This is a genomic window from Massilia sp. H6, from assembly GCF_024802625.1.
Classification (GTDB): domain Bacteria; phylum Pseudomonadota; class Gammaproteobacteria; order Burkholderiales; family Burkholderiaceae_D; genus Telluria.
Map to the genome: position 1 here is coordinate 121,850 of NZ_CP103371.1, position 20,230 is coordinate 142,079.

The 20,230-nt window shown below is 63.4% G+C and carries 19 protein-coding genes; 11 read left to right on the forward strand and 8 right to left on the reverse strand.

The window, feature by feature from the left end; translation table 11 throughout:
• Window positions 1-84: 84 nt before the first annotated feature.
• A complete protein-coding gene (locus NRS07_RS00520; RefSeq protein ID WP_259209957.1) occupies window positions 85-765 on the reverse strand; it encodes a response regulator transcription factor in 681 nt (226 codons plus the stop codon).
• A gap of 11 nt (window positions 766-776) precedes the next feature.
• On the reverse strand, window positions 777-1,958 hold the full coding sequence (locus NRS07_RS00525; RefSeq protein ID WP_259209959.1) for a HAMP domain-containing sensor histidine kinase: 1,182 nt from the start codon (window positions 1,956-1,958) through the stop codon (window positions 777-779).
• A gap of 152 nt (window positions 1,959-2,110) precedes the next feature.
• Between NRS07_RS00525 and NRS07_RS00530 the strand changes: the two genes are divergently transcribed.
• Complete coding sequence (locus NRS07_RS00530; protein WP_259209961.1) at window positions 2,111-2,359, forward strand: DUF3297 family protein; 249 nt, start codon at window positions 2,111-2,113, stop codon at window positions 2,357-2,359.
• 96 nt (window positions 2,360-2,455) lie between these two features.
• Here NRS07_RS00530 and NRS07_RS00535 read toward each other — a convergent pair whose 3' ends face one another.
• Window positions 2,456-5,569, reverse strand: a complete 3,114-nt coding sequence (locus tag NRS07_RS00535) for a DEAD/DEAH box helicase (RefSeq protein ID WP_259209963.1) — start codon at window positions 5,567-5,569, stop codon at window positions 2,456-2,458.
• 250 nt (window positions 5,570-5,819) lie between these two features.
• Here NRS07_RS00535 and NRS07_RS00540 point away from each other — a divergent pair, with 250 nt between their 5' ends.
• A complete protein-coding gene (locus NRS07_RS00540) occupies window positions 5,820-8,171 on the forward strand; it encodes a Tex family protein (RefSeq protein WP_259209965.1) in 2,352 nt (783 codons plus the stop codon).
• 16 nt (window positions 8,172-8,187) lie between these two features.
• Here NRS07_RS00540 and NRS07_RS00545 read toward each other — a convergent pair whose 3' ends face one another.
• Window positions 8,188-8,472, reverse strand: a complete 285-nt coding sequence (locus tag NRS07_RS00545; RefSeq protein ID WP_259209968.1) for a hypothetical protein — start codon at window positions 8,470-8,472, stop codon at window positions 8,188-8,190.
• A 195-nt stretch (window positions 8,473-8,667) separates the two neighbouring features.
• On the opposite strand from NRS07_RS00545, the gene grxD reads away from it, so the two are divergent.
• Together grxD and NRS07_RS00555 are read left to right on the forward strand one after the other, a co-directional pair.
• Complete coding sequence (gene grxD, locus NRS07_RS00550; protein WP_259209970.1) at window positions 8,668-8,982, forward strand: Grx4 family monothiol glutaredoxin; 315 nt, start codon at window positions 8,668-8,670, stop codon at window positions 8,980-8,982.
• A 14-nt stretch (window positions 8,983-8,996) separates the two neighbouring features.
• Window positions 8,997-9,605: a UbiX family flavin prenyltransferase gene (locus NRS07_RS00555; RefSeq protein ID WP_259209971.1), complete on the forward strand. Its 609-nt coding sequence runs from the start codon at window positions 8,997-8,999 to the stop codon at window positions 9,603-9,605.
• An 18-nt stretch (window positions 9,606-9,623) separates the two neighbouring features.
• On the opposite strand, the gene NRS07_RS00560 is transcribed toward NRS07_RS00555, so the two are convergent.
• The 3 genes from NRS07_RS00560 to NRS07_RS00570 form a co-directional block, all read right to left on the reverse strand.
• Entirely contained in the window at window positions 9,624-9,797 is a 174-nt protein-coding gene (locus tag NRS07_RS00560) for a hypothetical protein (RefSeq protein WP_171087040.1), read from the reverse strand.
• A gap of 117 nt (window positions 9,798-9,914) precedes the next feature.
• Window positions 9,915-10,331 (reverse strand): hypothetical protein, encoded by a 417-nt coding sequence (locus tag NRS07_RS00565; protein WP_259209977.1) that lies wholly within the window; start codon window positions 10,329-10,331, stop codon window positions 9,915-9,917.
• Window positions 10,332-10,587: 256 nt separating this feature from the next.
• Window positions 10,588-11,640, reverse strand: a complete 1,053-nt coding sequence (locus tag NRS07_RS00570; RefSeq protein WP_259209978.1) for an MBL fold metallo-hydrolase — start codon at window positions 11,638-11,640, stop codon at window positions 10,588-10,590.
• A 121-nt stretch (window positions 11,641-11,761) separates the two neighbouring features.
• On the opposite strand from NRS07_RS00570, the gene NRS07_RS00575 reads away from it, so the two are divergent.
• From NRS07_RS00575 to NRS07_RS00605, 7 genes are all read left to right on the forward strand, one after another.
• On the forward strand, window positions 11,762-12,163 hold the full coding sequence (locus tag NRS07_RS00575) for a MerR family DNA-binding transcriptional regulator (protein WP_259209979.1): 402 nt from the start codon (window positions 11,762-11,764) through the stop codon (window positions 12,161-12,163).
• Between the two features lie 173 nt (window positions 12,164-12,336).
• Entirely contained in the window at window positions 12,337-13,521 is a 1,185-nt protein-coding gene (locus NRS07_RS00580) for an isovaleryl-CoA dehydrogenase (RefSeq protein ID WP_259209981.1), read from the forward strand.
• A gap of 122 nt (window positions 13,522-13,643) precedes the next feature.
• Complete coding sequence (gene aceK / locus NRS07_RS00585; protein WP_259209983.1) at window positions 13,644-15,479, forward strand: bifunctional isocitrate dehydrogenase kinase/phosphatase; 1,836 nt, start codon at window positions 13,644-13,646, stop codon at window positions 15,477-15,479.
• The gene (locus tag NRS07_RS00590) at window positions 15,472-16,671 is read left to right on the forward strand and encodes an acetyl-CoA C-acyltransferase (protein ID WP_259209985.1); all 1,200 of its coding nucleotides are present in this window, start codon (window positions 15,472-15,474) and stop codon (window positions 16,669-16,671) included. Before aceK ends, NRS07_RS00590 begins: the two co-directional genes overlap by 8 nt.
• An 81-nt stretch (window positions 16,672-16,752) precedes the next feature.
• Window positions 16,753-17,421 carry an SDR family oxidoreductase gene (locus NRS07_RS00595; protein ID WP_259209986.1) on the forward strand — a complete coding sequence of 223 codons (669 nt, stop codon included), beginning with the start codon at window positions 16,753-16,755 and terminating at the stop codon, window positions 17,419-17,421.
• Between the two features lie 34 nt (window positions 17,422-17,455).
• The gene (locus NRS07_RS00600; protein ID WP_259209987.1) at window positions 17,456-18,583 is read left to right on the forward strand and encodes an acyl-CoA dehydrogenase family protein; all 1,128 of its coding nucleotides are present in this window, start codon (window positions 17,456-17,458) and stop codon (window positions 18,581-18,583) included.
• Window positions 18,580-19,119 (forward strand): GNAT family N-acetyltransferase, encoded by a 540-nt coding sequence (locus NRS07_RS00605; protein WP_259209991.1) that lies wholly within the window; start codon window positions 18,580-18,582, stop codon window positions 19,117-19,119. The genes NRS07_RS00600 and NRS07_RS00605 overlap by 4 nt, the downstream gene beginning before the upstream one ends.
• A gap of 11 nt (window positions 19,120-19,130) precedes the next feature.
• Here NRS07_RS00605 and NRS07_RS00610 read toward each other — a convergent pair whose 3' ends face one another.
• Complete coding sequence (locus NRS07_RS00610; protein WP_259209993.1) at window positions 19,131-20,180, reverse strand: LD-carboxypeptidase; 1,050 nt, start codon at window positions 20,178-20,180, stop codon at window positions 19,131-19,133.
• Between the last annotated feature and the right edge of the window lie 50 nt (window positions 20,181-20,230).

A 20,230-nucleotide genomic window follows, 5' to 3' on the forward strand; every position in this document is an offset into this window, starting at 1 on the left:
AGTAATTGCACTCTGACCCTCATGAAAAATGCGCGATATTTGGGCAATTGCTCAACAATTTAACTCTGACCCTAATGGGGTGGGTCAGGCGAGGGTGAAGCCGGCGGACAGGCTGTAGCCTTCGCCGTAGGCGCTGCGCAGGGGCAGGTCTTGGCCGAGGCCGGAGCGCGCTTTTTTGCGCAGGCGGTAGACCAGCATGTCGACGCGGCGGCTGGCGTCGGGGTCTTCGCCGCCCATGCCGGCCACGATCACCTGGCGCGGGACCGGTCGGGTGTTGATGGTCAAGAGGTGCAAGAAGTTGCACTCCTTTTCGGTCAGGTCAACCACTTTGCCCGCCAGTTCCAGCTGGCGTGCGCTCACGCGCAGCATCCACTTGCTCGGGGCGGGGGCCTGGTCGGCCGGACGTACGCGGCGGTCCAGTGCTTCGATATGGGCGGCCAGCTCGGGGAACTTGATCGGCTTGGTCAGGTAATGGTCGGCGCCCAGGCGCAGCCCCAGAATGCGGTGGTCGAACGCAACCCGGCCCGTCAGCACCAGCAGCCCGATCTCGGGGTAGAGCTGGCGCATGCGGGGAATCACATTAAAGCCGTCTTCGTCCGGCAAGCCAAGGTCCAGCACGACAACCGCAGCCGGCGTACGGGTCAGGGCAGCCCACATTTCGCGCGCGGTCTTGGCAATTGCCACGTCATGATCGAGCTCCCTCAGGAACTCGGCCATGTCGTCTGCATATTCGCCATTGTCTTCAACAATCAGTATCTGCGTCATGAATGGGCCAGTTATTCGTCCGTCCGATTATCACTGCTGGGACTGGATGAGGCAAGTCGTTGTTGGCCCCCGTCATCCAGCGCCGGCAGCCAGAGCCGGAATTCGGCGCCGCTCTCGTGGGCGCCCAGGCGCAGCATGCCGCCGTGAACGTCGACGATCGAGCGCGCCAGGTAGAGTCCAAGGCCGCTGCCCGGCAGCCCTTGCGCATTGCGGCCGCGATAGCCCTTGTCGAAGATCCGCTCCACGTCGTCCGGCGGCACGCCGCCGCCTTCGTCGCGCACCGTGAATTCAACCCCGCCGCCGCTGCGCCGTGCGCCCAGCGCTACCTTGGTCGTGGGCGGCGAGAACAACAACGCATTGTCGACCAATACCTTCAGCGCCAGCCGCAATCCTTCTGGTTCACCGCGTAGTGCCTGCGGCAGCTCGCCGGCATCGAGCACGGCCTCGCGGCCCCCCTCGCGCACCTGGCGGGCGCCCGCCTCGAGCAGGTCGGCCGGTGCGATCGTGTTGGGCTGGCGCACCTTGCCGATGGCCGCCATGCGGTCGGGCGACAGGTATTCGTCGAGCATGGCGATGAGCCGGTCGGCCGCCACCGCGATCTTGCGGTAGCGCTGGCGGGTCGCGTCGTCGGCGCCGTGCGAGGTCGATTCCAGGCGCTGGATCGCGCCGTCGATGGTGGCCAGCGGCGTGCGGAATTCGTGGTTCAACATGCTCGCGAAGCGGCGCTGGTCGGCCAGGTGGGCGCGCTGCGGCGTCAGGTCGCGCAGCTGCCCAACGAGCGCGATGCTGCCGTCGCCATTGCGCATCGCAACCGAGATCACCTGCAGGCCAACGGGATGGCCGTGCGCGTTGCGCACGTCCACATCATGGACGCTGCGCGCACCCGGCGTATGCGGCCCGGATGCCAGGTGCGCGGCGAGCGCGCCGAGGTCTTCTTTTGCCCCACCACCAGTTAGTGCATCCTGCAGCGCGCCGGCAGGATGTCCGAGCAAATCCGAAAACGACGGACTGAGGTAACGCACGGTGCTGGAAGCCAGATCGATGCTGAAAGCGATGTCCCCCGCGAGTTCGGCGATGGTGCGAAACTGCTCGCCGGGGGCGGGCGCGCCGTCGGTGGCATAGTGCGGGCCACCGGGGACGGTCGTGGTATCAGGCGCGGCAACAGCATTGGCAAGCTTGGTGCTGGCGGTCATCGTGCGCTTTCTGTTATCGGGGAAACAATGAAACTTGTCGTTCAGTATATCCGGCCTTTTGCATACTTGTATAGCCGAACTCAAGAGGGCATGCAGGTCGCATAAACGAAAAATACGCCACACCGCGCGCGGTTGTTAGATAATTCGCCCCTATGAACGATACCGCTACCCTCCCCCCGCTCCCAGACCGGCTCTCGATTGACCCGAGCAGCCCTTTCCACAACCGCGACGTCTTCGAGCACGACGTCGGCATTCGCTTTAACGACAAGGATCGCACCGATGTCGAAGAGTATTGCATCAGCGAAGGCTGGATCAAGGTTGCCGCCGGCAAGACGCTCGACCGCAAGGGCAGGTCGATGCTGATCAAGCTCAAAGGCAAGGTCGAAGCGTTTTATAAGTAAGGCTGCAGCGCCTGAAAGCACAAGGGCTGCCGGTTGATACCGGCAGCCCTTGTTCGTCGCACAGGCGAAATAAGCGTGACCTGACGGTGCAGCAGTCTACTCTTCGAGCGGCGCGAAAATCGCCTGCAGGTCTTCTTGCGTGAGCGCCATCTTCTGCGACTCGCCTTCGGCCAGGATCGAAGCGGCCAGCTCTGATTTTTTCTGCTGCAGCAGCTGGATTTTTTCTTCCAGCGTGCCCTTGGCGATCAGCTTGTAGACGAACACCGGCTTGTCCTGCCCAATGCGCCAGGCGCGGTCGGTGGCCTGGTTCTCGGCCGCCGGGTTCCACCACGGGTCGTAGTGGATCACGGTGTCGGCCGCGGTCAGGTTCAGGCCCACGCCGCCGGCCTTCAGGCTGATCAGGAAGATCGGCACCGCACCCTGCTGGAAAGCGGCCACCTGGGCCGAACGGTCGCGGGTTTCACCGGTGAGCAGCGCGTAGCGGATGCCGCGTAGCTGCAGTTCTTCTTCGATCAGGGCCAGCATGCTGGTGAACTGCGAGAACACCAGGATCTTGCGGCCTTCGCCGAGCAGGTCTTCGACCATCTGCATCAGGTCAAGCAGCTTGGCCGAGATCGCGGCGGTATTCTTCTTGGCCGGCATGGATTTCACCAGGCGCGGATCGCAGCAGACCTGGCGCAGCTTGAGCAGCGCTTCCAGAATGACGATCTGGCTGCGCGCCACGCCCTTGCGATCGATCTCTTCGCGCACCTTCTTGTCCATCGCCAGGCGCACGGTTTCGTACAGGTCGCGCTGCGGACCCGACAGCTCGATGCGGCGCACCATCTCGGTTTTCTGCGGCAGCTCCTTGGCGACATTGTCTTTGGTTCGGCGCAGCAGGAAGGGCTTGATGCGGCGGTTCAGCAGCATGCGGCGCACCGGGTCGTCCTGGCGTTCGATCGGATGGCGGAACTGGCTGTTGAAGGTTTTCTCGTCGCCCAGCAGGCCAGGCAGCAGGAAGTGGAACTGCGACCACAACTCGCCCAGGTGATTCTCGAGCGGCGTGCCGGACAGGCACAGGCGGTGTTGGGCGTCGAGCGAGCCGGCCGTTTGCGCCGCCTTGGAGCGGGTGTTCTTGATGTAGTGCGATTCGTCCAGGATCACCAGGTGATAGTGGTGTTCGCGCAGCTTTTCCTCGTCGCGCGGCAGCAGCGCGTAGGTGGTCAGCACGATGTCGGCGCCGTCGATCTGGTCGAACAGATCGATGCGCTCCTTGCCCTGCAACAGCAGTACCTTCAGGCTCGGCGCGAAGCGCGCGGCTTCGTCGAACCAGTTGGCCATCAGGCTGGTCGGAGCGATCACCAGCGCCGGGCTGGTGAGGCGGCCGGCCTCTTTTTCGACCAGGATGTGGGCCAGGGTCTGCACGGTCTTGCCCAAGCCCATGTCGTCGGCCAGGATGCCGCCAAGGTCGTATTCGCGCAGGAACTGCATCCACGCCAGGCCATCGAGCTGGTAGTCGCGCAGCGTCGCTTGCAGGCCTTTTGGCGGCTCGACTTTCTTCACCGCCCCGAACTGGCTCAGCTTGCGGCCGGTCTCGCGCAGGCGCTCGCCGCCGGTCCAGTGCAGCTCGAGGCCGCGCGCCAGTTCTTCGAGGCGCGCCGCGTCCAGCGTCGACAGGCGGATGCGGCCCTTGATCTTGTCACTGAAATACAGCTCGCCGAGCGTGGCCAGGATGGGCTTGAGGCGGCCCCACGGCAGCGCCACGCGCACGCCGTCTGGCAAGGTGGCCAGCATCTGGTCAGCTTCGCCATGCGCGGCCAGCACGTTGGGATCGAAGTCGGCCGGGGCGCTGCGAATCAGCTGTGCCAGCACCGGCAGCAGTGGCACGCGCTGGCGCGCCACGATGATGCCCAGTTCCAGTTCGAACCAGGCATTGCCTGCCTCGAGCGGTTCGTCGATATGGGCATACCACTCTTCGACCGGGACCACGTCGTAGCGATATTTGCTCGATTTTTGCACATGCCAGCCGGCGTCGCTCAAGGCATCGAGGTCGGCTTCGGCAAAGCGCAGCCAGTGCGCCTGGCTATCCAGCGCCAGCGCGCCGGCCATCGCGTTGAAAGGCGCAATGAGCGGTTTACGGAAACCGGTGTCGTTCAGGGTATTGAGCGCCGCGGCTTCGGCCTTGGGGTCGCGTTCGATGATCTCGGTGACGTCGCCAATCTGGCGCACTACGCGCTGGGCTGGGTCGAAGGACACGCGCTGGCCGTCGTAGTCGTAGGCCAGCACGGCGAAATCGTGCCAGCGCGACGTGCCGCCGTCGGCCATCTGCACCGAATCGAGCAGCAGGTGCGGAATTGGTTTTACGTCATTGCGCAGACGCTGGGTGAGTGGCTGCGGCAGCGGCATCAAGCCCTGCAGGCCATGCGCCAGCAGCAGCTGCGAAACGCGCTTCTTGTCGGTGCCGGCGAGCGTCGGGGCTTGCGCGACCAGGGCCTGCAGTTCGGCCAGCGAAATGTCGATGCCGCCGCGATTGAGTTCGAGCGGTCCGATCGATAGATTGTCGATATACCACGGCGGGTCGGTCGGCAGCATGTAGTCGATCTGGTCGGCCGCGCTGTGGGTGGCACCCTTGGCTGGCTCCACCGACCATCCGAGCTTGACCACGCGGCCTTCGTCGCGCCAGGCCAGGCTGGCCAGGCGCTGCGGGCCGGCCTGCAGCGGATAGACCAGGCCTCCGGCCATGTCGGACCACGAATTCGCCCACAGCAGCTTGCCCTGCTCGAGCAGCATGTGCAGCAAGATGGCGCCGACCTTGCCTTTCGGTTCGGTGGCGCTGGTGCCCTGCGCCGAGCCGCTGCGCATGGCGATGAAAAACCGTACCAGGTCGATATCTTCGCCCTCGAGATAGCTCGGTGGCGCCGACAACAGCGAGAACACTTCGCTCACCGGGCTGGCCGCGGCGACCTCGCCGTTCGGGCGCAGGCGGGCCTTGCACAGGCAGATCGCGACATGACGGCCGCCGCTGGTGGGCGCCATCACATAGACGAATTTGTACTGCACCGCTTTCGGATCGGCGATCTCGTCGGTGAGTTTCGGCTGCGGATGCGCCGCCGCCTCGACCCGTTGCAGCCAACTCACCACCGGTGCAGGCAGGGCGGGAGCGCGGGCTGGAGCGCGAACGACTGGTGCGGCGTCGGCGGCGTTCTCGCGATGATCATCGACTGTGTGCATGGGTCTCGTGTCTGCAATAAAAACGACAATAAATACCATTATCCTTCATACGGGCACTTCCGTTTTGTTCGGAATCGCACGTTGCGGACAATTACTCATCCATACCAGCGCGCACGGCAAGCATCGCTGCGTATGCAATCGCTGCGCGTAGCCGACTGTTCTCGCATGATCGGATGCGGCTGTCAAGACTGGCGTATCGCCCGGGTTTGCGTATCATTGTTCGCTTGACCTTCTCGGATTCATGCGATTTATGCTGCCCTCCATCGAACAACGCCTTGCCCTTGAACTCTCCGCCAGACCGGCCCAGGTAGCTGCCGCCGTCGCCCTGCTCGACGAAGGCGCGACCGTGCCCTTCATCGCACGCTACCGCAAGGAAGCCACCGGGGGACTGGACGACATCCAGCTGCGCCTGCTCGAAGAACGGTTACGCTACCTGCGCGAACTCGAAGACCGGCGCGCCTCGATCATCGCCTCGATCACCGAGCAGAACAAGATGACGGCGGAGCTGATGCAAGCGATCGCGCTGGCCGAAGACAAGACCCGCCTCGAGGACTTGTACCTGCCGTACAAGCAGAAGCGCCGCACCAAGGCGCAGATCGCGATCGAAGCGGGGCTGGCGCCGCTGGCCGAGGCACTGCTGGGCGACCCGATGCGCAATCCCGACGACGCCGCTAGCGCCTATCTGCGCGACGCCTTCACCAATGCGGACGGCGGCGCCAACCCGGGGGTGCCCGATGCCAAGGCGGCCCTCGACGGCGCGCGCCAGATCCTGATGGAGCGCTTCGCCGAAGACGCGACGCTGCTGCAGTCGCTGCGCGACTACGTGCGCGAGCATGGCGTGGTCGAATCGAAAGTCGTGCCCGGCAAGCAGGACGAAGGCGAGAAATTCGCCGACTATTTCGACTACTCCGAAACCCTCTCGACGATTCCGTCGCACCGCGCGCTGGCCCTGATGCGCGGCCGCCGCGAAGGCATGCTGGACGTGGTGTTGCGCCTCGATTCGGAAGCGGAAAAACCGAAATGGGATGCCCCCCACAATCCGTGCGAAGGCCGCATCTGCGCCGCCTTCGGTATCAAGGCGCTGGGCCGCCCGGCCGACAAGTGGCTGCTCGATACCGCGCGCTGGACCTGGCGCGTAAAGAGTTTCATGTATATCGAAACCGAGTTGATGGGCGCGCTGCGCGAGAAGGCCGAACTCGATGCCATCCAGGTTTTCGCACGCAACCTGAAGGCGTTGCTGCTGGCCGCGCCAGCTGGCCCACGCGCGACCATGGGGCTGGACCCGGGCCTGCGCACCGGCGTCAAGGTGGCGGTGGTCGATGCCACCGGCAAGGTGGTCGATACCGCCACGATTTATCCACACCAGCCGCGCAACGACTGGGACGGCGCGCTGCACACCATCGGCCAGCTGGCGGCAAAGCACAATGTCTCGCTCATCTCGATTGGCAACGGTACCGCCTCGCGCGAAACCGACAAGCTGGCGCAGGACCTGATCAAGCAAAGGCCGGAGCTGAAGCTGACCAAGATCGTGGTGTCTGAAGCCGGCGCCTCGGTCTACTCGGCATCGGAATTCGCCTCGCGTGAATTGCCCGACCTGGACGTGTCGATCCGCGGTGCGGTCTCGATCGCGCGCCGCCTGCAGGACCCACTTGCCGAACTGGTGAAGATCGACCCGAAGTCGATCGGCGTGGGCCAGTACCAGCACGACGTGTCGCAGACCCAGCTCGCGCGCTCGCTCGATGCCGTGGTCGAGGATTGCGTCAACGCGGTGGGGGTGGACGTGAACACCGCGTCGGCGCCGCTGCTGGCGCGCGTGTCGGGCCTGTCGTCGAGCGTGGCGCAGAGCATCGTGTCCTACCGCGACATGAAGGGCGCGTTCGCCTCGCGCGCAGCGCTCAAGGCCGTGCCGCGACTGGGCGAGAAGACCTTCGAGCAGGCAGCGGGTTTCTTGCGTGTGATGAACGGCGAGAATCCGCTCGATGCGTCGGCGGTCCACCCGGAATCCTATCCGCTGGTGCAGAAAATCCTGCACGACCTCAAGCGCGACATGAAAGCGGTGATCGGCGACAGCGCGCTGGTCAAGTCGCTCAATCCGGCGCGGTACGCGGACGAGCGGTTCGGCGTGCCAACCGTGACCGACATCCTGAAGGAGCTGGAAAAGCCGGGCCGCGACCCGCGTCCGGAATTTACCACCGCCACCTTTAAAGAAGGCGTGGAAGCGATCTCGGACCTGCGTGCGGACATGATCCTGGAAGGCGTGGTCACCAACGTGGCCGCGTTCGGCGCATTCGTCGACATCGGCGTGCACCAGGACGGGCTGGTACACATCTCGGCGCTGTCGAATACGTTCGTGAAAGACCCGCACACGGTGGTCAAAGCCGGCCAGGTAGTGAAAGTAAAAGTGCTGGAAGTGGACCCCAAGCGCAAGCGCATTGCGCTCACCATGCGCCTGACCGACGCAGCGCCGCAGGCTGGCAGCAAGCCGGAACAGCGCGGCGACCGCAACGACAGCAAGCGCCTGGCGCAGCACCAGCGCCAGGAAAGGCCGGCACCGGCTGCCAGCGGCGCGATGGCGGACGCCTTCGCCAAGCTGCGCAAATAGGGCGCAGCCCTGGTCGTCAGCGGTATTTGATGAAGGTGCCGACCAGGTAGACGGCAAGGCAGGCGAAGCCGATCTTGAACATGCGCGCCTGCGGCATGCTCGGCTTGCCGGATTTACTCAGGCTGATGGCGTCGGCAAGCAACACCAGCCCGTAGGCCAGTGCGGCGAGGCCGCAGATGATGTCGCCAGCGGTGCCGCGCTTGACGCCGCCGACCAGGTTGAACACGCCCGGAACGGCCAGGACGAGGGCGAGAAGAAAGTTGGCGCTGGCGCTAGGACCGCGTCGGGGTGGCTGTTGCATGGCTGGGATGAGAGAGTCGATACAATCCGGGCGATCATATCACCGGCCATGCGCGGGTGTGGATCAAGCAAAGAAAGCTGGGCGCGCTTGCCCTGGATACAAGAATTGCGGCCCCCGGACAGGCTGCCAATGTCTACCCGCCCGAATTCTTATAAAATGGCGCCATCTCACCCATTCTCACTGAAGGTAAAACACATGAGCGACGTTCAAACCTGGATCAAAGACACCGTGACGAGCACCCCGGTGGTGCTGTTCATGAAGGGTACCGCCCAGTTCCCACAATGCGGCTTTTCGGGCCGTGCCATCCAGATCCTGAAAGCCTGCGGTGTCGAGAACATCGCCACCGTCAATGTGCTCGACGATGCGCAGGTCCGCCAGGGCATCAAGGATTACTCGAACTGGCCAACCATTCCGCAACTGTACGTGCGCGGCGAATTCATCGGCGGGTCCGACATCATGAACGAGATGTACGAGTCGGGCGAACTGAAAACGCTGCTGAATAACGGCTGATTGTCCGGCTGACAATGACTGATTGTCCGCGCCGCGGTGTCAACCGGCGGATTATCGTCGCCATCACTGGCGCGACCGGCGCAACCTATGGGGTGCAGCTACTCAAGCGCTTGCACCCCATGCCTGGCGTCGAGAGCCACCTGGTGATTTCCGACGCCGCCACCCTCACCCTGCACCAGGAACTCGGCCTGCAACGACGCGATGTCGAAAGCCTGGCCGACGTTGTCCATCGTAACCGCGATATCGGCGCTTCGATTGCTAGTGGCTCGTTCCAGAGCGATGGCATGGTGGTCGCTCCCTGTTCCATGAAAACCCTGGCTGCCGTCGCGCATGGCCTGTCGGACAATCTGGTCACGCGCGCCGCCGATGTGATGCTGAAAGAACGTCGGAGGCTGGTGTTGATGGTGCGCGAAACACCGTTTAACCTGGCGCACCTGCGCAATATGACGGCGGTAACGGAAATGGGCGGTATCGTGTTTCCGCCGCTACCGAGCTTTTATCATCGCCCGGCGACCATCGAAGAGATGGTCGACCATACAGTCGACCGGGTGATCGACCTGCTCGGGCTCGAAAACGCCCTCGCCCCGCGCTGGGGCGGGATGAAAAGTGCGCCGGACGCGTAAGCGCCCAGCACTTAGCACTTAGCGCTTGTCGCTGTCGAACGGGTCGTCGGCCTTCTTCGCCTCGCGCGCTTCCTCGATCATCCGCCGCTTGGCATTGCGTTGTCGCATCACTTCGGCATGGCGCGCTGCCGTCATCGGCGGCGCAGTCATGAGTTCCTTGAGCTGGGCGGTGTTGGCGTAATTGTTTCGCATACGGCAGCTGCTCCTTGACGTGACCAGTGGCGGCGGATCCGCTCGCCACTTGACTGATTATGACCCAGTCCCGTCCGTTTGTGCGTTCTGGAGCTTACGATAAGTGCAGCCGCGAAACTATTTTTGCTCTGGCTTCGGGTGATTCATGCGCACCAGCATGCGGATGAACTCGCGTGCGAGCTGGCGATGGTGTTCATCCAGGCGCTGCAAATCTGCAATCAGCTTGACATCGGCAGATTCGAAACGGGCGCCAGCGCTGGCCTCGGTACCGCTAGCGGCAAGGTCGGCACCGCCAAAGCGTAGCCAGTCGGCCGGCACGCCGAGCCATTGGGCAATCATGCGCAATTTTTCCTGGGTGGGAATGGCTTCGCCTACCAGCCACTTGCGCGCAGCATGGACAGTAATGGGACGGCCCTCGAAACGGATGTTGAATTCCCGGGCGAGGCGGGTCGGACTATCGGGTGAGTAATGCGCATTCTTGAGGGCCTGCTGCAGGCGCTCGCTGAAGCTCTCGCGTTCATTGGATGAATTCATGGTGATACTTAGGTTCGTGTGAAGATAGCCGCAAACACGGCCGGGTGCTTATTGCTGAGATGCCTCGCGAATGATGATACGCCCAAAAATTAACAAATCTGTGATTATTCAATAGAATTTGTCTTTGAGACAATATAATTATTTCCTAAAAACCACACAATCACGCAATAAAGTTACCCTAGGGGAAATTTTAACGGCATGTTACACCATTTTGGCCGAAAAACCCGCATGGCGGCTTTGTTCCCCAAGGCAATTGTTACAAAATCTGGAACCGAATCAGCCCCTGCGCATCGGTCGTGCGTCGCAGTACACCGTCGCGCCACAGTTTGTGCAGGTGGGCTAGTGCTTCGCCTAGTGCAAAGCTGAGCTGGTGAGCATCGAGCGTGCGCCGGAACATGATCGGTACGATCTCGGCGGCTGTTCGTGGCACGGCGCAGGCCGCCACCACCTCGGCCAGGCGTTCTACATGGTGCGCGCGCAATTGGGCGATGCGCGTATGCAGGCCGCGAAAAGGCTTGCCGTGCGATGGCAAGACCAAGGTATCGGCAGGTAGGTTGGCGAACTTGTCGAGCGAGTCGAGATACCATTGCAGCGGATTGCCTTCCGGCTCGATCGCAAACACCGATACATTGGTCGAAATACGCGGCAGCACCATGTCGCCGGATATCAGGACGTTCAATTGTTCTGAATACAAAGACGCGTGCTCGGGCGAATGGCCGAAACCCGTGATCACGCGCCAGCCAGTGCCGCCGATGGCGACCTGCTGGCCATCTTGCAAACGCGTATAGGCATGCGGCACGGCCGGCACCAGCGACGGATAGTAATTCTTGCGGCTACGCATTTGCTCGAGCATGGACGGAGCATTCAGGCCATGGCGTTCGAAATGCGGGATGGCCGACGGGCCATCGACGCCGGGCAAGGCTGCCGCCATCATGCGCGCAAAGGCGAACTCCCCGGTGGTGGTCCAGAACGGGGCGTCGAAGCGGGTGCTGAGCCAGCCGGACAAGCCAACGTGGTCGGGGTGGCAATGGGTGGCGAACACGCGCAGCAGCGGTGCGCCGTCGAGGCCCTCGGCAAGTACTTGCTCCCAGGCGGCGCGGGTAGCATCGGTGCCGGCACCGCAATCGACCACGCTCCAGCCGCTGCGGCCCTCTTGCTCATCTCGCAACAGCCATAAATTGATGTGATCCAGCGCAAACGGCAAGGGCATGCGGATCCACATCAGATCGGGGACGATCGGCTGCAGGCTGCCGGGCGCCGGGATGGTGTCGCCAAAAGGATAGGCCAGCTGGGCTTCGAGCGCGTTCATGGAAATCTTTCGTATTCGTGGGAGGACGGGCGCGCTACAATGTGTTTAACGTTAACGTAAACGGAAGTTCGCCGCACCATGATTTTAGGCGATTCCGTGCCTTGCTTCCCTTGCCCCCACCATGGTCACCTATACCATCGCCGAACTGGCGCGTGAATTCGACATCACTGCCCGCGCCATCCGCTTCTATGAAGACCAGGGGCTATTGAGCCCCTTGCGCGAAGGCGTCGGCGGGCGCAACCGCGTATACACCCCGCGCGACCGCACCCGCCTCAAGCTGACCTTGCGTGGCAAGCGCCTGGGCCTGACCCTGTCGGAAATCAAGAGCATCGTCGACATGTATGAGTCGCCGCGCGACACCGTGGCCCAGATCGACCGCTTCCTCGGCGTGCTGGCGCACCAGCGCGTCACGCTGGAACAGCAGCGTGCCGACATCGAGATGGCGCTGGAAGAAATCGCCGCGCACGAAGAAGAATGCCGCCGCCTGCTGCAGGACAATACCAACCGCCAGGACGCGGCCTGAACCACCGAGGGGGCTGGCAATGCCCTTTTTTCGCGTCTATTGGTTGACGTTTACGTTAACGTAAGAGGCGAGTATGATTCACGCTTGAATCGCTTGATAACACCTGAGGCAAGACGATGTAACGCGGCCATCAGGGCATTGCCAGGCGCCCAACCACCGTTCACGAGGACGACATGCTGCAACTCCCAGGCTTGACCTTTGACCATGGCGAAGACATCGCCGCGCTGCGCGAAGCAGTCCAACAGTTCGCCGCGGCCGAAATCGCGCCGCGCGCCGCGGAGATCGACCGTAGCGACCAGTTTCCGATGGATTTGTGGAAGAAAATGGGCGAGCTCGGCCTGCTGGGCATCACCGTTGGCGAGGAATACGGTGGCGCCAACATGGGCTATCTGGCGCACATCATCGCGATGGAAGAAATTTCGCGCGCTTCGGCCTCGGTCGGCCTGTCGTATGGCGCCCACTCGAACCTGTGCGTGAACCAGATCAAGCGCAACGGCACCGAAGAACAAAAGCAGAAATACCTGCCGAAGCTGATCTCGGGCGAGCACATTGGCGCACTGGCCATGTCCGAGCCGAACGCCGGTTCCGACGTCGTCAGCATGAAGCTGCGCGCCGAACTCAAGGGCGACCGCTATGTGCTCAACGGCACCAAGATGTGGATTACCAACGGTCCCGATGCCGACACCCTGGTAGTGTACGCCAAGACCGATATCGAGGCTGGTGCGCGCGGCATGACCGCCTTCCTGATCGAAAAAGGTTTCAAAGGTTTCTCGATCGCGCAAAAGCTCGACAAACTGGGCATGCGCGGCTCGCACACGGGCGAACTGGTGTTCCAGGACTGCGAAGTGCCGGTCGAGAACGTGCTCGGTGGCCTGGGCAAGGGCGTCAATGTGCTGATGTCGGGCCTGGACTTCGAGCGCACCGTGCTGTCGGGCGGTCCGCTGGGTATCATGTCGGCCTGCATGGATTCGGTCGTGCCGTACATCCACGAACGCAAGCAGTTCGGCCAGGCGATCGGCGAATTCCAGCTCATGCAAGGCAAGGTTGCCGACATGTATTCGACCATGATGGCTTGCCGCGCCTATGTCTACGCAGTGGGCCAGGCCTGCGACCGCGCAGCCAACCCTGCCGCCGTGCGCGCGCTGCGCAAGGACGCCGCCGGCGCGATCCTGTACTCGGCCGAGAAAGCAACCTGGATGGCGGGCGAAGCCATCCAGACCCTGGGCGGCAACGGCTACATCAACGAGTATCCGGTCGGTCGCCTGTGGCGCGATGCCAAGCTCTACGAAATCGGCGCGGGCACCAGCGAAATTCGCCGCATGCTGATCGGGCGTGAGTTGTTTGGCGAAACGATGTAAGACTGCGGTGCTCGCCCAGGCTTGAAGCAATCCGGCCCTCAGCCTGGAAACCGTCAATGCCCCCCATTCGGGGCATTGACGGGCGTGGTGTCCGCTCCCCCTGCCTGCGCGCGAGACAAACAATGACCGAGCAAGCCTTCCCCAAACTGCTGTCTTCCCAGATCGCCTTCGACATCGCGCGCACCATGCTCGATGGCTTCGACAAGCATTACCGCCTGTTTCGCCAGGCCAGCCAGCAGGCCAAGCGCTATTTCGAGACCGCCGACTGGCGCGCCGCGCAGCAGGCAGCGCGCGAGCGCATCGATTATTACGACCGGCGCGTGCAGGAATGCGTGCAGGTACTGGAAGCCGCGTACAGCCCCGAGCAACTGACCGATTTGGTGTGGCGCGAGACCAAGCTGCACTACATTGGCCTGCTGGCGGGCCACAAGCAGCCGGAACTGGCCGAAACGTTTTTCAACTCGGTCAGCTGCGTGATCTTGCATCGCAGCTATTACCATAACGATTATATTTTCGTGCGCCCGGTAATCTCTACCGAGTACATCGAGACCGACGACTCGCAGCCAACTTACCACGTGTACTATCCGGCGGCCGATGGGCTGCGCCTGGCGCTCAAGCGCGCCGTCGACAATGTCGGGCTGGCCGTGCCGTTCGCCGACCTCGAGCGCGACATCGAACAGGTCGAGGCACGCATGGTCGATGCCTTCGGGCTGAACCCGGCCGAGCCGAACCTGCAGCTGCATGTGCTGTCGAGCCCGTTCTTTCGCAACAAGGCTGCCTATCTCGTGGGGCGCGCAATCAATGGGCCGCGCGACTACCCCTTCGTGATTCCGGTGCTGCACGACTGCCAGGGCCACCTGGTACTCGATACGGTGCTGACCGAGGTCTATCACATTACCCTGCTGTTTAGCTTCACGCGGGCCTATTTTTTGGTAGACATGGAAGTGCCATCGGCGTTCGTGGGTTTCTTGCGCAGCCTGATGCCGCGCAAGCCGCGCAGTGAAATCTATACCGTACTGGGCCTGCAAAAGCAGGGCAAGACCCTGTTCTACCGCGACTACCTGCAACACCTGAAACACAGCTCGGACCGCTTCCAGATCGCGCCCGGCATCCGCGGGCTGGTGATGCTGGTGTTCGAGCTGCCTTCCTTCCCCTACGTGTTCAAGGTAATCAAGGATTTTTTTCCGCCCCCGAAAGACACCACGCGCGCGCAGGTCCAGCAAAAATACCTGCTGGTGAAGCACCATGACCGGGTCGGGCGCATGGCCGATACGCTCGAATATTCCGACGTTGCCTTTCCGCTGGCGCGCTTCTCGGAAGAGCTGCTGGCCGAGCTCAAGCAGTTCGCGCATTCGCTGGTCGAGATCGAGGGCGAGCGCATTATCGTGCGCCACCTATATATCGAGCGCCGCATGGTGCCGCTCAATATTTATCTCGGCAATGCGCAAGAACAAGAAAACGAAGAACGCCTCGAGCATGGCGTGAGCGAATATGGCAATGCGATCAAGGAGCTGGTGGCGGCAAATATCTTCCCGGGCGATATGCTGTACAAGAATTTCGGCGTGACCCGTCACGGCCGCGTCGTGTTTTATGATTACGATGAAATCGACTATCTCACCGACTGCCAGTTCCGCGATATTCCGCAGGCGCGCAACGAAGAAGACGAGATGTCGGCCGAGCCCTGGTATCCGATCGGCAAGCACGACGTGTTCCCGGAACAATTTGGTCGTTTCCTCCTTGGAAATCCGAGGATTCGTCACTACTTCATGAAACACCACGCCGATTTGCTCACTCGCACATACTGGCAATCCCAGAAAGACCGCATCCTGGCCGGCGTCGTCGACGACGTCTTCCCGTATCCCCAACAGATTCGATTCTGCAACCAGACAACCCCCATCCCGGCAATGCACAACCCAGCTGCGGCGCCACCCATTTTGGAGAACACACACCATGAATGATCCAGTCGTTATCGTTGGCGCCGCCCGTACCCCGATGGGGGCCTTCCAGGGCGATTTTGCGTCGCAATCGGCGAGCGACCTTGGCGCGGTGGCGATCAAGGCCGCGGTCGAGCGCGCTGGCGTCGCCCCTGACTCCGTCGAGCACGTCTATTTCGGCAACTGCCTGATGGCCGGCCAGGGCCAGGCCCCGGCGCGCCAGGCGCTGCTCAAGGCCGGCCTGCCCATGTCGGTCGGCGCCGTGACGCTCTCCAAGATGTGCGGCTCGGCCATGCAGGCCGCGATCTTCGCGCACGACCAGCTGCTGGCCGGCAGCGCCGACATCGTGGTGGCCGGCGGCATGGAGTCGATGACCAATGCCCCTTACCTGATCCCGAAAGCGCGCGGCGGCTATCGCATTGGCCATGCGCCGATGTTCGACCACATGATGCTCGACGGCCTGGAAGACGCCTATTCGCGCAACGAGAAGACCGGCGAAGGCCGTTCGATGGGCACCTTCGCCGAAGAGTGCGTGGCCACTTACCAGTTCTCGCGCGAAGAGCAGGACGCGTTTGCGATCGCATCGGTCAAGCGCGCCCAGGCCGCCAGCACTGAAGGCTGGTTCGACTGGGAAGTCGCGCCGGTGACGGTAACGACCCGCGCCGGCGAACTGGTGGTCGGAAAGGACGAAGGCCCGCTCAAGGCCAAGATCGACAAGATTCCATCGCTCAAACCCGCCTTCAAAAAGGACGGCACCGTGACCGCCGCCTCGTCGTCGTCGATCAACGATGGCGCCGCGGCCCTGGTGATGATGCGCGAATCGACCGCGAAAGAACTGGGCTTGAGCCCGATCGCCCGCGTGCTTGGCCACGCTACGCACGCGCAGGAACCAAACCTGTTTACCACCGCCCCGATCGGCGCGATGCACAAGCTGTTCAAGAAGACCGGCTGGGCAGCCAGCGACGTCGACCTGTTCGAGATCAACGAAGCGTTTGCCGCCGTGCCGATGGCCGCCATGCGCGAGCTGAACATCCCGCACGAGAAGGTCAATGTCCATGGCGGCGCCTGCGCCCTGGGACACCCGATCGGCGCCTCGGGCGCGCGCATCGTGGTCACGCTGCTGGGCGCACTCAAGCGCACCGGCGGCAAGCGCGGCGTGGCCGCGCTGTGCATCGGCGGCGGTGAAGCAACTGCTATGGCAATCGAGCTGGTCTGATTTACACAACGTGGTTAATGCGGCGCTTTTTGGTCGCATTAACCACGAATTGGAACGAATCGACAAAGGAAGGAAGTCATCATGCCTACTGCCCTGATCCTCGGCGCCTCGCGCGGCATCGGCCACGAAATGGTGCGCCAGTACCGCCTGGATGGCTGGCGCGTGATCGCCACCGCCCGCAAGCAAGAAGATTGCGACGAACTGGCGCAGCTGGGCGCTGTTGCGCATCGACTCGATGTGACCAGCGCCGACTCGATCGCCGCGCTGGCCTGGCGGCTCGACGACGAACAAGTCGACCTGGCCTGGCTGGTGGCCGGCGTCTACGGCCCATCGGGCTCGGGCTTTCCGACCGGCCCTGAATTCGACACCGTCATGCATACCAACGTGCTGGGGCCGATGCGCCTGATTCCGGTGCTTGGTCCGCTGCTGGCCGATACCCGCGGCAAGCTGGCGGTGCTGTCCTCGAAAATGGGCTCGATCGGCGCGCGCCACAGCACCGAAGGCACGCTCTACCGCGCCAGCAAGGCTGCGCTCAATTCGGTGCTGGCCGACGCCGCCATTACCTATGGCGCGCAAGGCGTGACCTGCATTGCTTTCCACCCGGGCTGGGTGCAGACCGACATGGGCGGCAGCAGCGCCCCCCTCACGGCCGAACACAGCGTGCGCGACCTGCGCGCCACCCTGGCCAGGCTCGATGCCTCAAGCAACGGCAGCTTCCTGAACCACGACGGCGAACCGATTCCCTGGTAAGCCCGCACACCACACAACAAGACAACGAGACACGATGATACTGAGCGAAGAACACCAGATGATCCGCGACGCCCTGCGCAGTTTTTCGCAGGAGCGCCTGGCCCCCGGCGCGGCGCAGCGCGACAAGGAGCACAGCTTTCCGACAGAAGAGCTCAAGGAGCTGGCCGCACTGGGCGCCTTTGGCGTGGCAGTGCCGGAACAGTATGGCGGCGCGGGTCTCGACTACGTGGCGCTGGCGCTGGTGCTCGAAGAAATCGCGGCCGGCGACGGTGGTACCTCGACCATCATCTCGGTCAATAACTGCCCGGTGTGCTCGATTGCCATGATGTATGCGAGCGAAGAGCAAAAGCAGCGATTCCTGGTTCCGCTGGCGCGAGGCGAGATGCTGGGCGCCTTTGCCCTGACCGAGCCGCATACCGGCAGCGACGCGTCGGCGCTGCGCACCACCGCCACGCGCGTCGGTGACGATTACGTCATCAACGGCACCAAGCAGTTCATCACCAGCGGCAAGTATGGCGACGTCGCCATCGTGCTGGCGGTTACCGACAAGGCAGCCGGCAAGAAGGGCATCAGCGCCTTCTGGGTACCGACCGCGACGCCCGGCTATATCGTCGCCGGCATCGAAGACAAGATGGGCCAGCACTCGTCGGACACCGCGCAGATCGTGTTCGACAACTGCCGCGTCCCAAGCGCGAACCTGATCGGCACCGAGGGCATGGGTTATAAAATCGCCCTGTCGGGCCTCGAGGGCGGCCGCATCGGCATCGCCTCGCAATCGGTGGGCATGGCGCGCGCCGCCTACGAGGCGGCCCTTGGCTATGCCAAAGAGCGCGAGAGCTTTGGCAAGGCCATCTTCGAACACCAGGCGGTGCAGTTCCGCCTGGCCGAAATGGCGATGCAGATCGAAGCGGCGCGCCAGCTGATCCTGCATGCGGCGGCGATGAAAGATGCCGGCCTGCCCTGCCTGAAAGAGGCCGCCATGGCCAAGCTGTTCGCTTCCGAGATGGCCGAGCGCGTGGTGTCCAATGCCATGCAGGTGTTCGGCGGCTACGGCTATGTGTCGGACTTCCCGGTCGAGCGCATCTACCGCGACGTGCGCGTGTGCCAGATCTACGAAGGCACCAGCGACATCCAGAAGATCCTGATCGCGCGCGCGCTGTGAGCATCGCGATCCGGGTCGCCGTGCCGGCAGACCTGCCGGCGCTGTTTGCCTATCTGGGCGAGCAGCTGGCCGAGAACGGCCGCGACGGCGCGCCGCTGTTCCAGGCCATGGAGCGCACCGATGCCGGCGTGCCGCCCGCGATGCGCGAACGTTTCGCCAGCGGCATGGCGACGCTGCCCGGCCAGCCGCTCTGGCGCCAGGTCTGGATCGCGCTCGACGAACTGGGCACCATCGCCGGCCACGTCGACCTGCGCGGCAGGACCGAACCGGCGGCGCGCCACCGCACGCTGCTGGGCATGGGCGTGCGCCACGATGCGCGCCGCGCGGGTGTGGGCACGCAGCTGGTGCAGACGGCGCTGGCATGGGCCCGCAGCACGGGCTTCGACTGGGTCGACCTCGAGGTCTTGTCTCAGAATCAGCAGGCGCGCGCCCTGTATGCGCGCACCGGTTTTCGCGTCACCGGCGAAGTAGCAGACCTGTACCGCATCGGCGGCGTGCAGATCGGCGCGGTGCAGATGAGCTTTCGGCTGGCCTGAATCGCCCCGGCTCAGGAAACCGCCGCCTCCAGCAGCGTTACGGTCTGCGCCGTGGTATCGAGCCGGGCCTGTATGCCCATCGGCAGCGTGAACTGGTGGCGGATATGGCCAATCGAATAGCCGCTCACCGCCGGAATCACCAAGGGTTTCAGATGCAGGCCAAGGGTGTCGTCGAGCGTGAGCGAGCGCTCTCCCGGTTCGGGCGCACAATTTTCGCAGATGCCGACCATGACCCCGGCGGCCCTGGCCAGGCCGACCGACAAATCGAGCTGGGTCATCCAGCGGTCGATCCGGTACGGTGCTTCGTCGATCTCTTCCAGGAACAGCAGGCTGTCGCGGAAGTCGGCCGCATAGGGCGTGCCGGCCAGCGCGGCGACCATCGACAGGTTGCCACCCATGAGCGCACCAGTGGCCACGCCCGCCGTCACCGTGCGAATCGCGTAGTGCGGCGCGACCAGCGCGCGCCGCGCGTTCTCCTGCGCCATCGAAATGGTGTAGGCCGGCTGTGGATCGGTCAGCACGGCCATCATGTGCGTGCGTGAATACTCCGATAGCGTCGACGCGGCCAGCGGGCCATGGAAACTCACCAGGCCGACCTTGCTGTAGATGGCCAGGTGCAACGCCGTGATGTCCGAGTAGCCAAGCAAGATCTTCGGATTGCGCCGGATTAGTCCATAGTCCAGGCCCGCCAACAGCGAGATGCAGCCCGAGCCGCCGCGGATCGGCCAGATCATTTTCACTTCCGGATCGGCAAACATCGCATGCAGGTCGGCCAGGCGCTGCTGTACCGAACCGGCATAGTTACCGTGCACGGCGCGCAAGTAAGTGCCCACTTTTACACGCAGCCCGAGTGCTTCGATGTTACCGACGGCCTTCTCGATGGCGCGCTCGGTGGTGTAGCCGCCGGGGGCAACCAGGCCGACCAGGTCGCCGGAGCGCAGGCGTGGGGGTTTGATGCGTTGCCGGGTGGCGTAGCGTGGCGCGCCGCTGGCCAGGCCCGGGAGCGCGCCAGCGATACCGGCGGCGCCTACCATGCCAAAGCTGCGGCGGCTCAGTGTCATGCGAAACGACGCGGTTGGTTGCGATGGGCCGTGTCGGTCACTGAAACGAC

Bases quoted from the DNA above. Each gene is read 5' to 3' on its own strand.
- NRS07_RS00575 (WP_259209979.1), top strand. From the start codon at position 11,762: ATGGTCACCTATACCATCGCCGAACTGGCGCGTGAATTCGACATCACT.
- NRS07_RS00520 (WP_259209957.1), bottom strand. From the start codon at position 765: ATGACGCAGATACTGATTGTTGAAGACAATGGCGAATATGCAGACGAC.
- NRS07_RS00580 (WP_259209981.1), top strand. From the start codon at position 12,337: ATGCTGCAACTCCCAGGCTTGACCTTTGACCATGGCGAAGACATCGCC.
- NRS07_RS00530 (WP_259209961.1), top strand. From the start codon at position 2,111: ATGAACGATACCGCTACCCTCCCCCCGCTCCCAGACCGGCTCTCGATT.
- aceK (WP_259209983.1), top strand. From the start codon at position 13,644: ATGACCGAGCAAGCCTTCCCCAAACTGCTGTCTTCCCAGATCGCCTTC.
- NRS07_RS00565 (WP_259209977.1), bottom strand. From the start codon at position 10,331: ATGAATTCATCCAATGAACGCGAGAGCTTCAGCGAGCGCCTGCAGCAG.
- NRS07_RS00545 (WP_259209968.1), bottom strand. From the start codon at position 8,472: ATGCAACAGCCACCCCGACGCGGTCCTAGCGCCAGCGCCAACTTTCTT.
- grxD (WP_259209970.1), top strand. From the start codon at position 8,668: ATGAGCGACGTTCAAACCTGGATCAAAGACACCGTGACGAGCACCCCG.
- NRS07_RS00555 (WP_259209971.1), top strand. From the start codon at position 8,997: ATGACTGATTGTCCGCGCCGCGGTGTCAACCGGCGGATTATCGTCGCC.
- NRS07_RS00570 (WP_259209978.1), bottom strand. From the start codon at position 11,640: ATGAACGCGCTCGAAGCCCAGCTGGCCTATCCTTTTGGCGACACCATC.
- NRS07_RS00610 (WP_259209993.1), bottom strand. From the start codon at position 20,180: ATGACACTGAGCCGCCGCAGCTTTGGCATGGTAGGCGCCGCCGGTATC.
- NRS07_RS00600 (WP_259209987.1), top strand. From the start codon at position 17,456: ATGATACTGAGCGAAGAACACCAGATGATCCGCGACGCCCTGCGCAGT.
- NRS07_RS00525 (WP_259209959.1), bottom strand. From the start codon at position 1,958: ATGACCGCCAGCACCAAGCTTGCCAATGCTGTTGCCGCGCCTGATACC.
- NRS07_RS00540 (WP_259209965.1), top strand. From the start codon at position 5,820: ATGCTGCCCTCCATCGAACAACGCCTTGCCCTTGAACTCTCCGCCAGA.
- NRS07_RS00535 (WP_259209963.1), bottom strand. From the start codon at position 5,569: ATGCACACAGTCGATGATCATCGCGAGAACGCCGCCGACGCCGCACCA.
- NRS07_RS00595 (WP_259209986.1), top strand. From the start codon at position 16,753: ATGCCTACTGCCCTGATCCTCGGCGCCTCGCGCGGCATCGGCCACGAA.
- NRS07_RS00590 (WP_259209985.1), top strand. From the start codon at position 15,472: ATGAATGATCCAGTCGTTATCGTTGGCGCCGCCCGTACCCCGATGGGG.
- NRS07_RS00560 (WP_171087040.1), bottom strand. From the start codon at position 9,797: ATGCGAAACAATTACGCCAACACCGCCCAGCTCAAGGAACTCATGACT.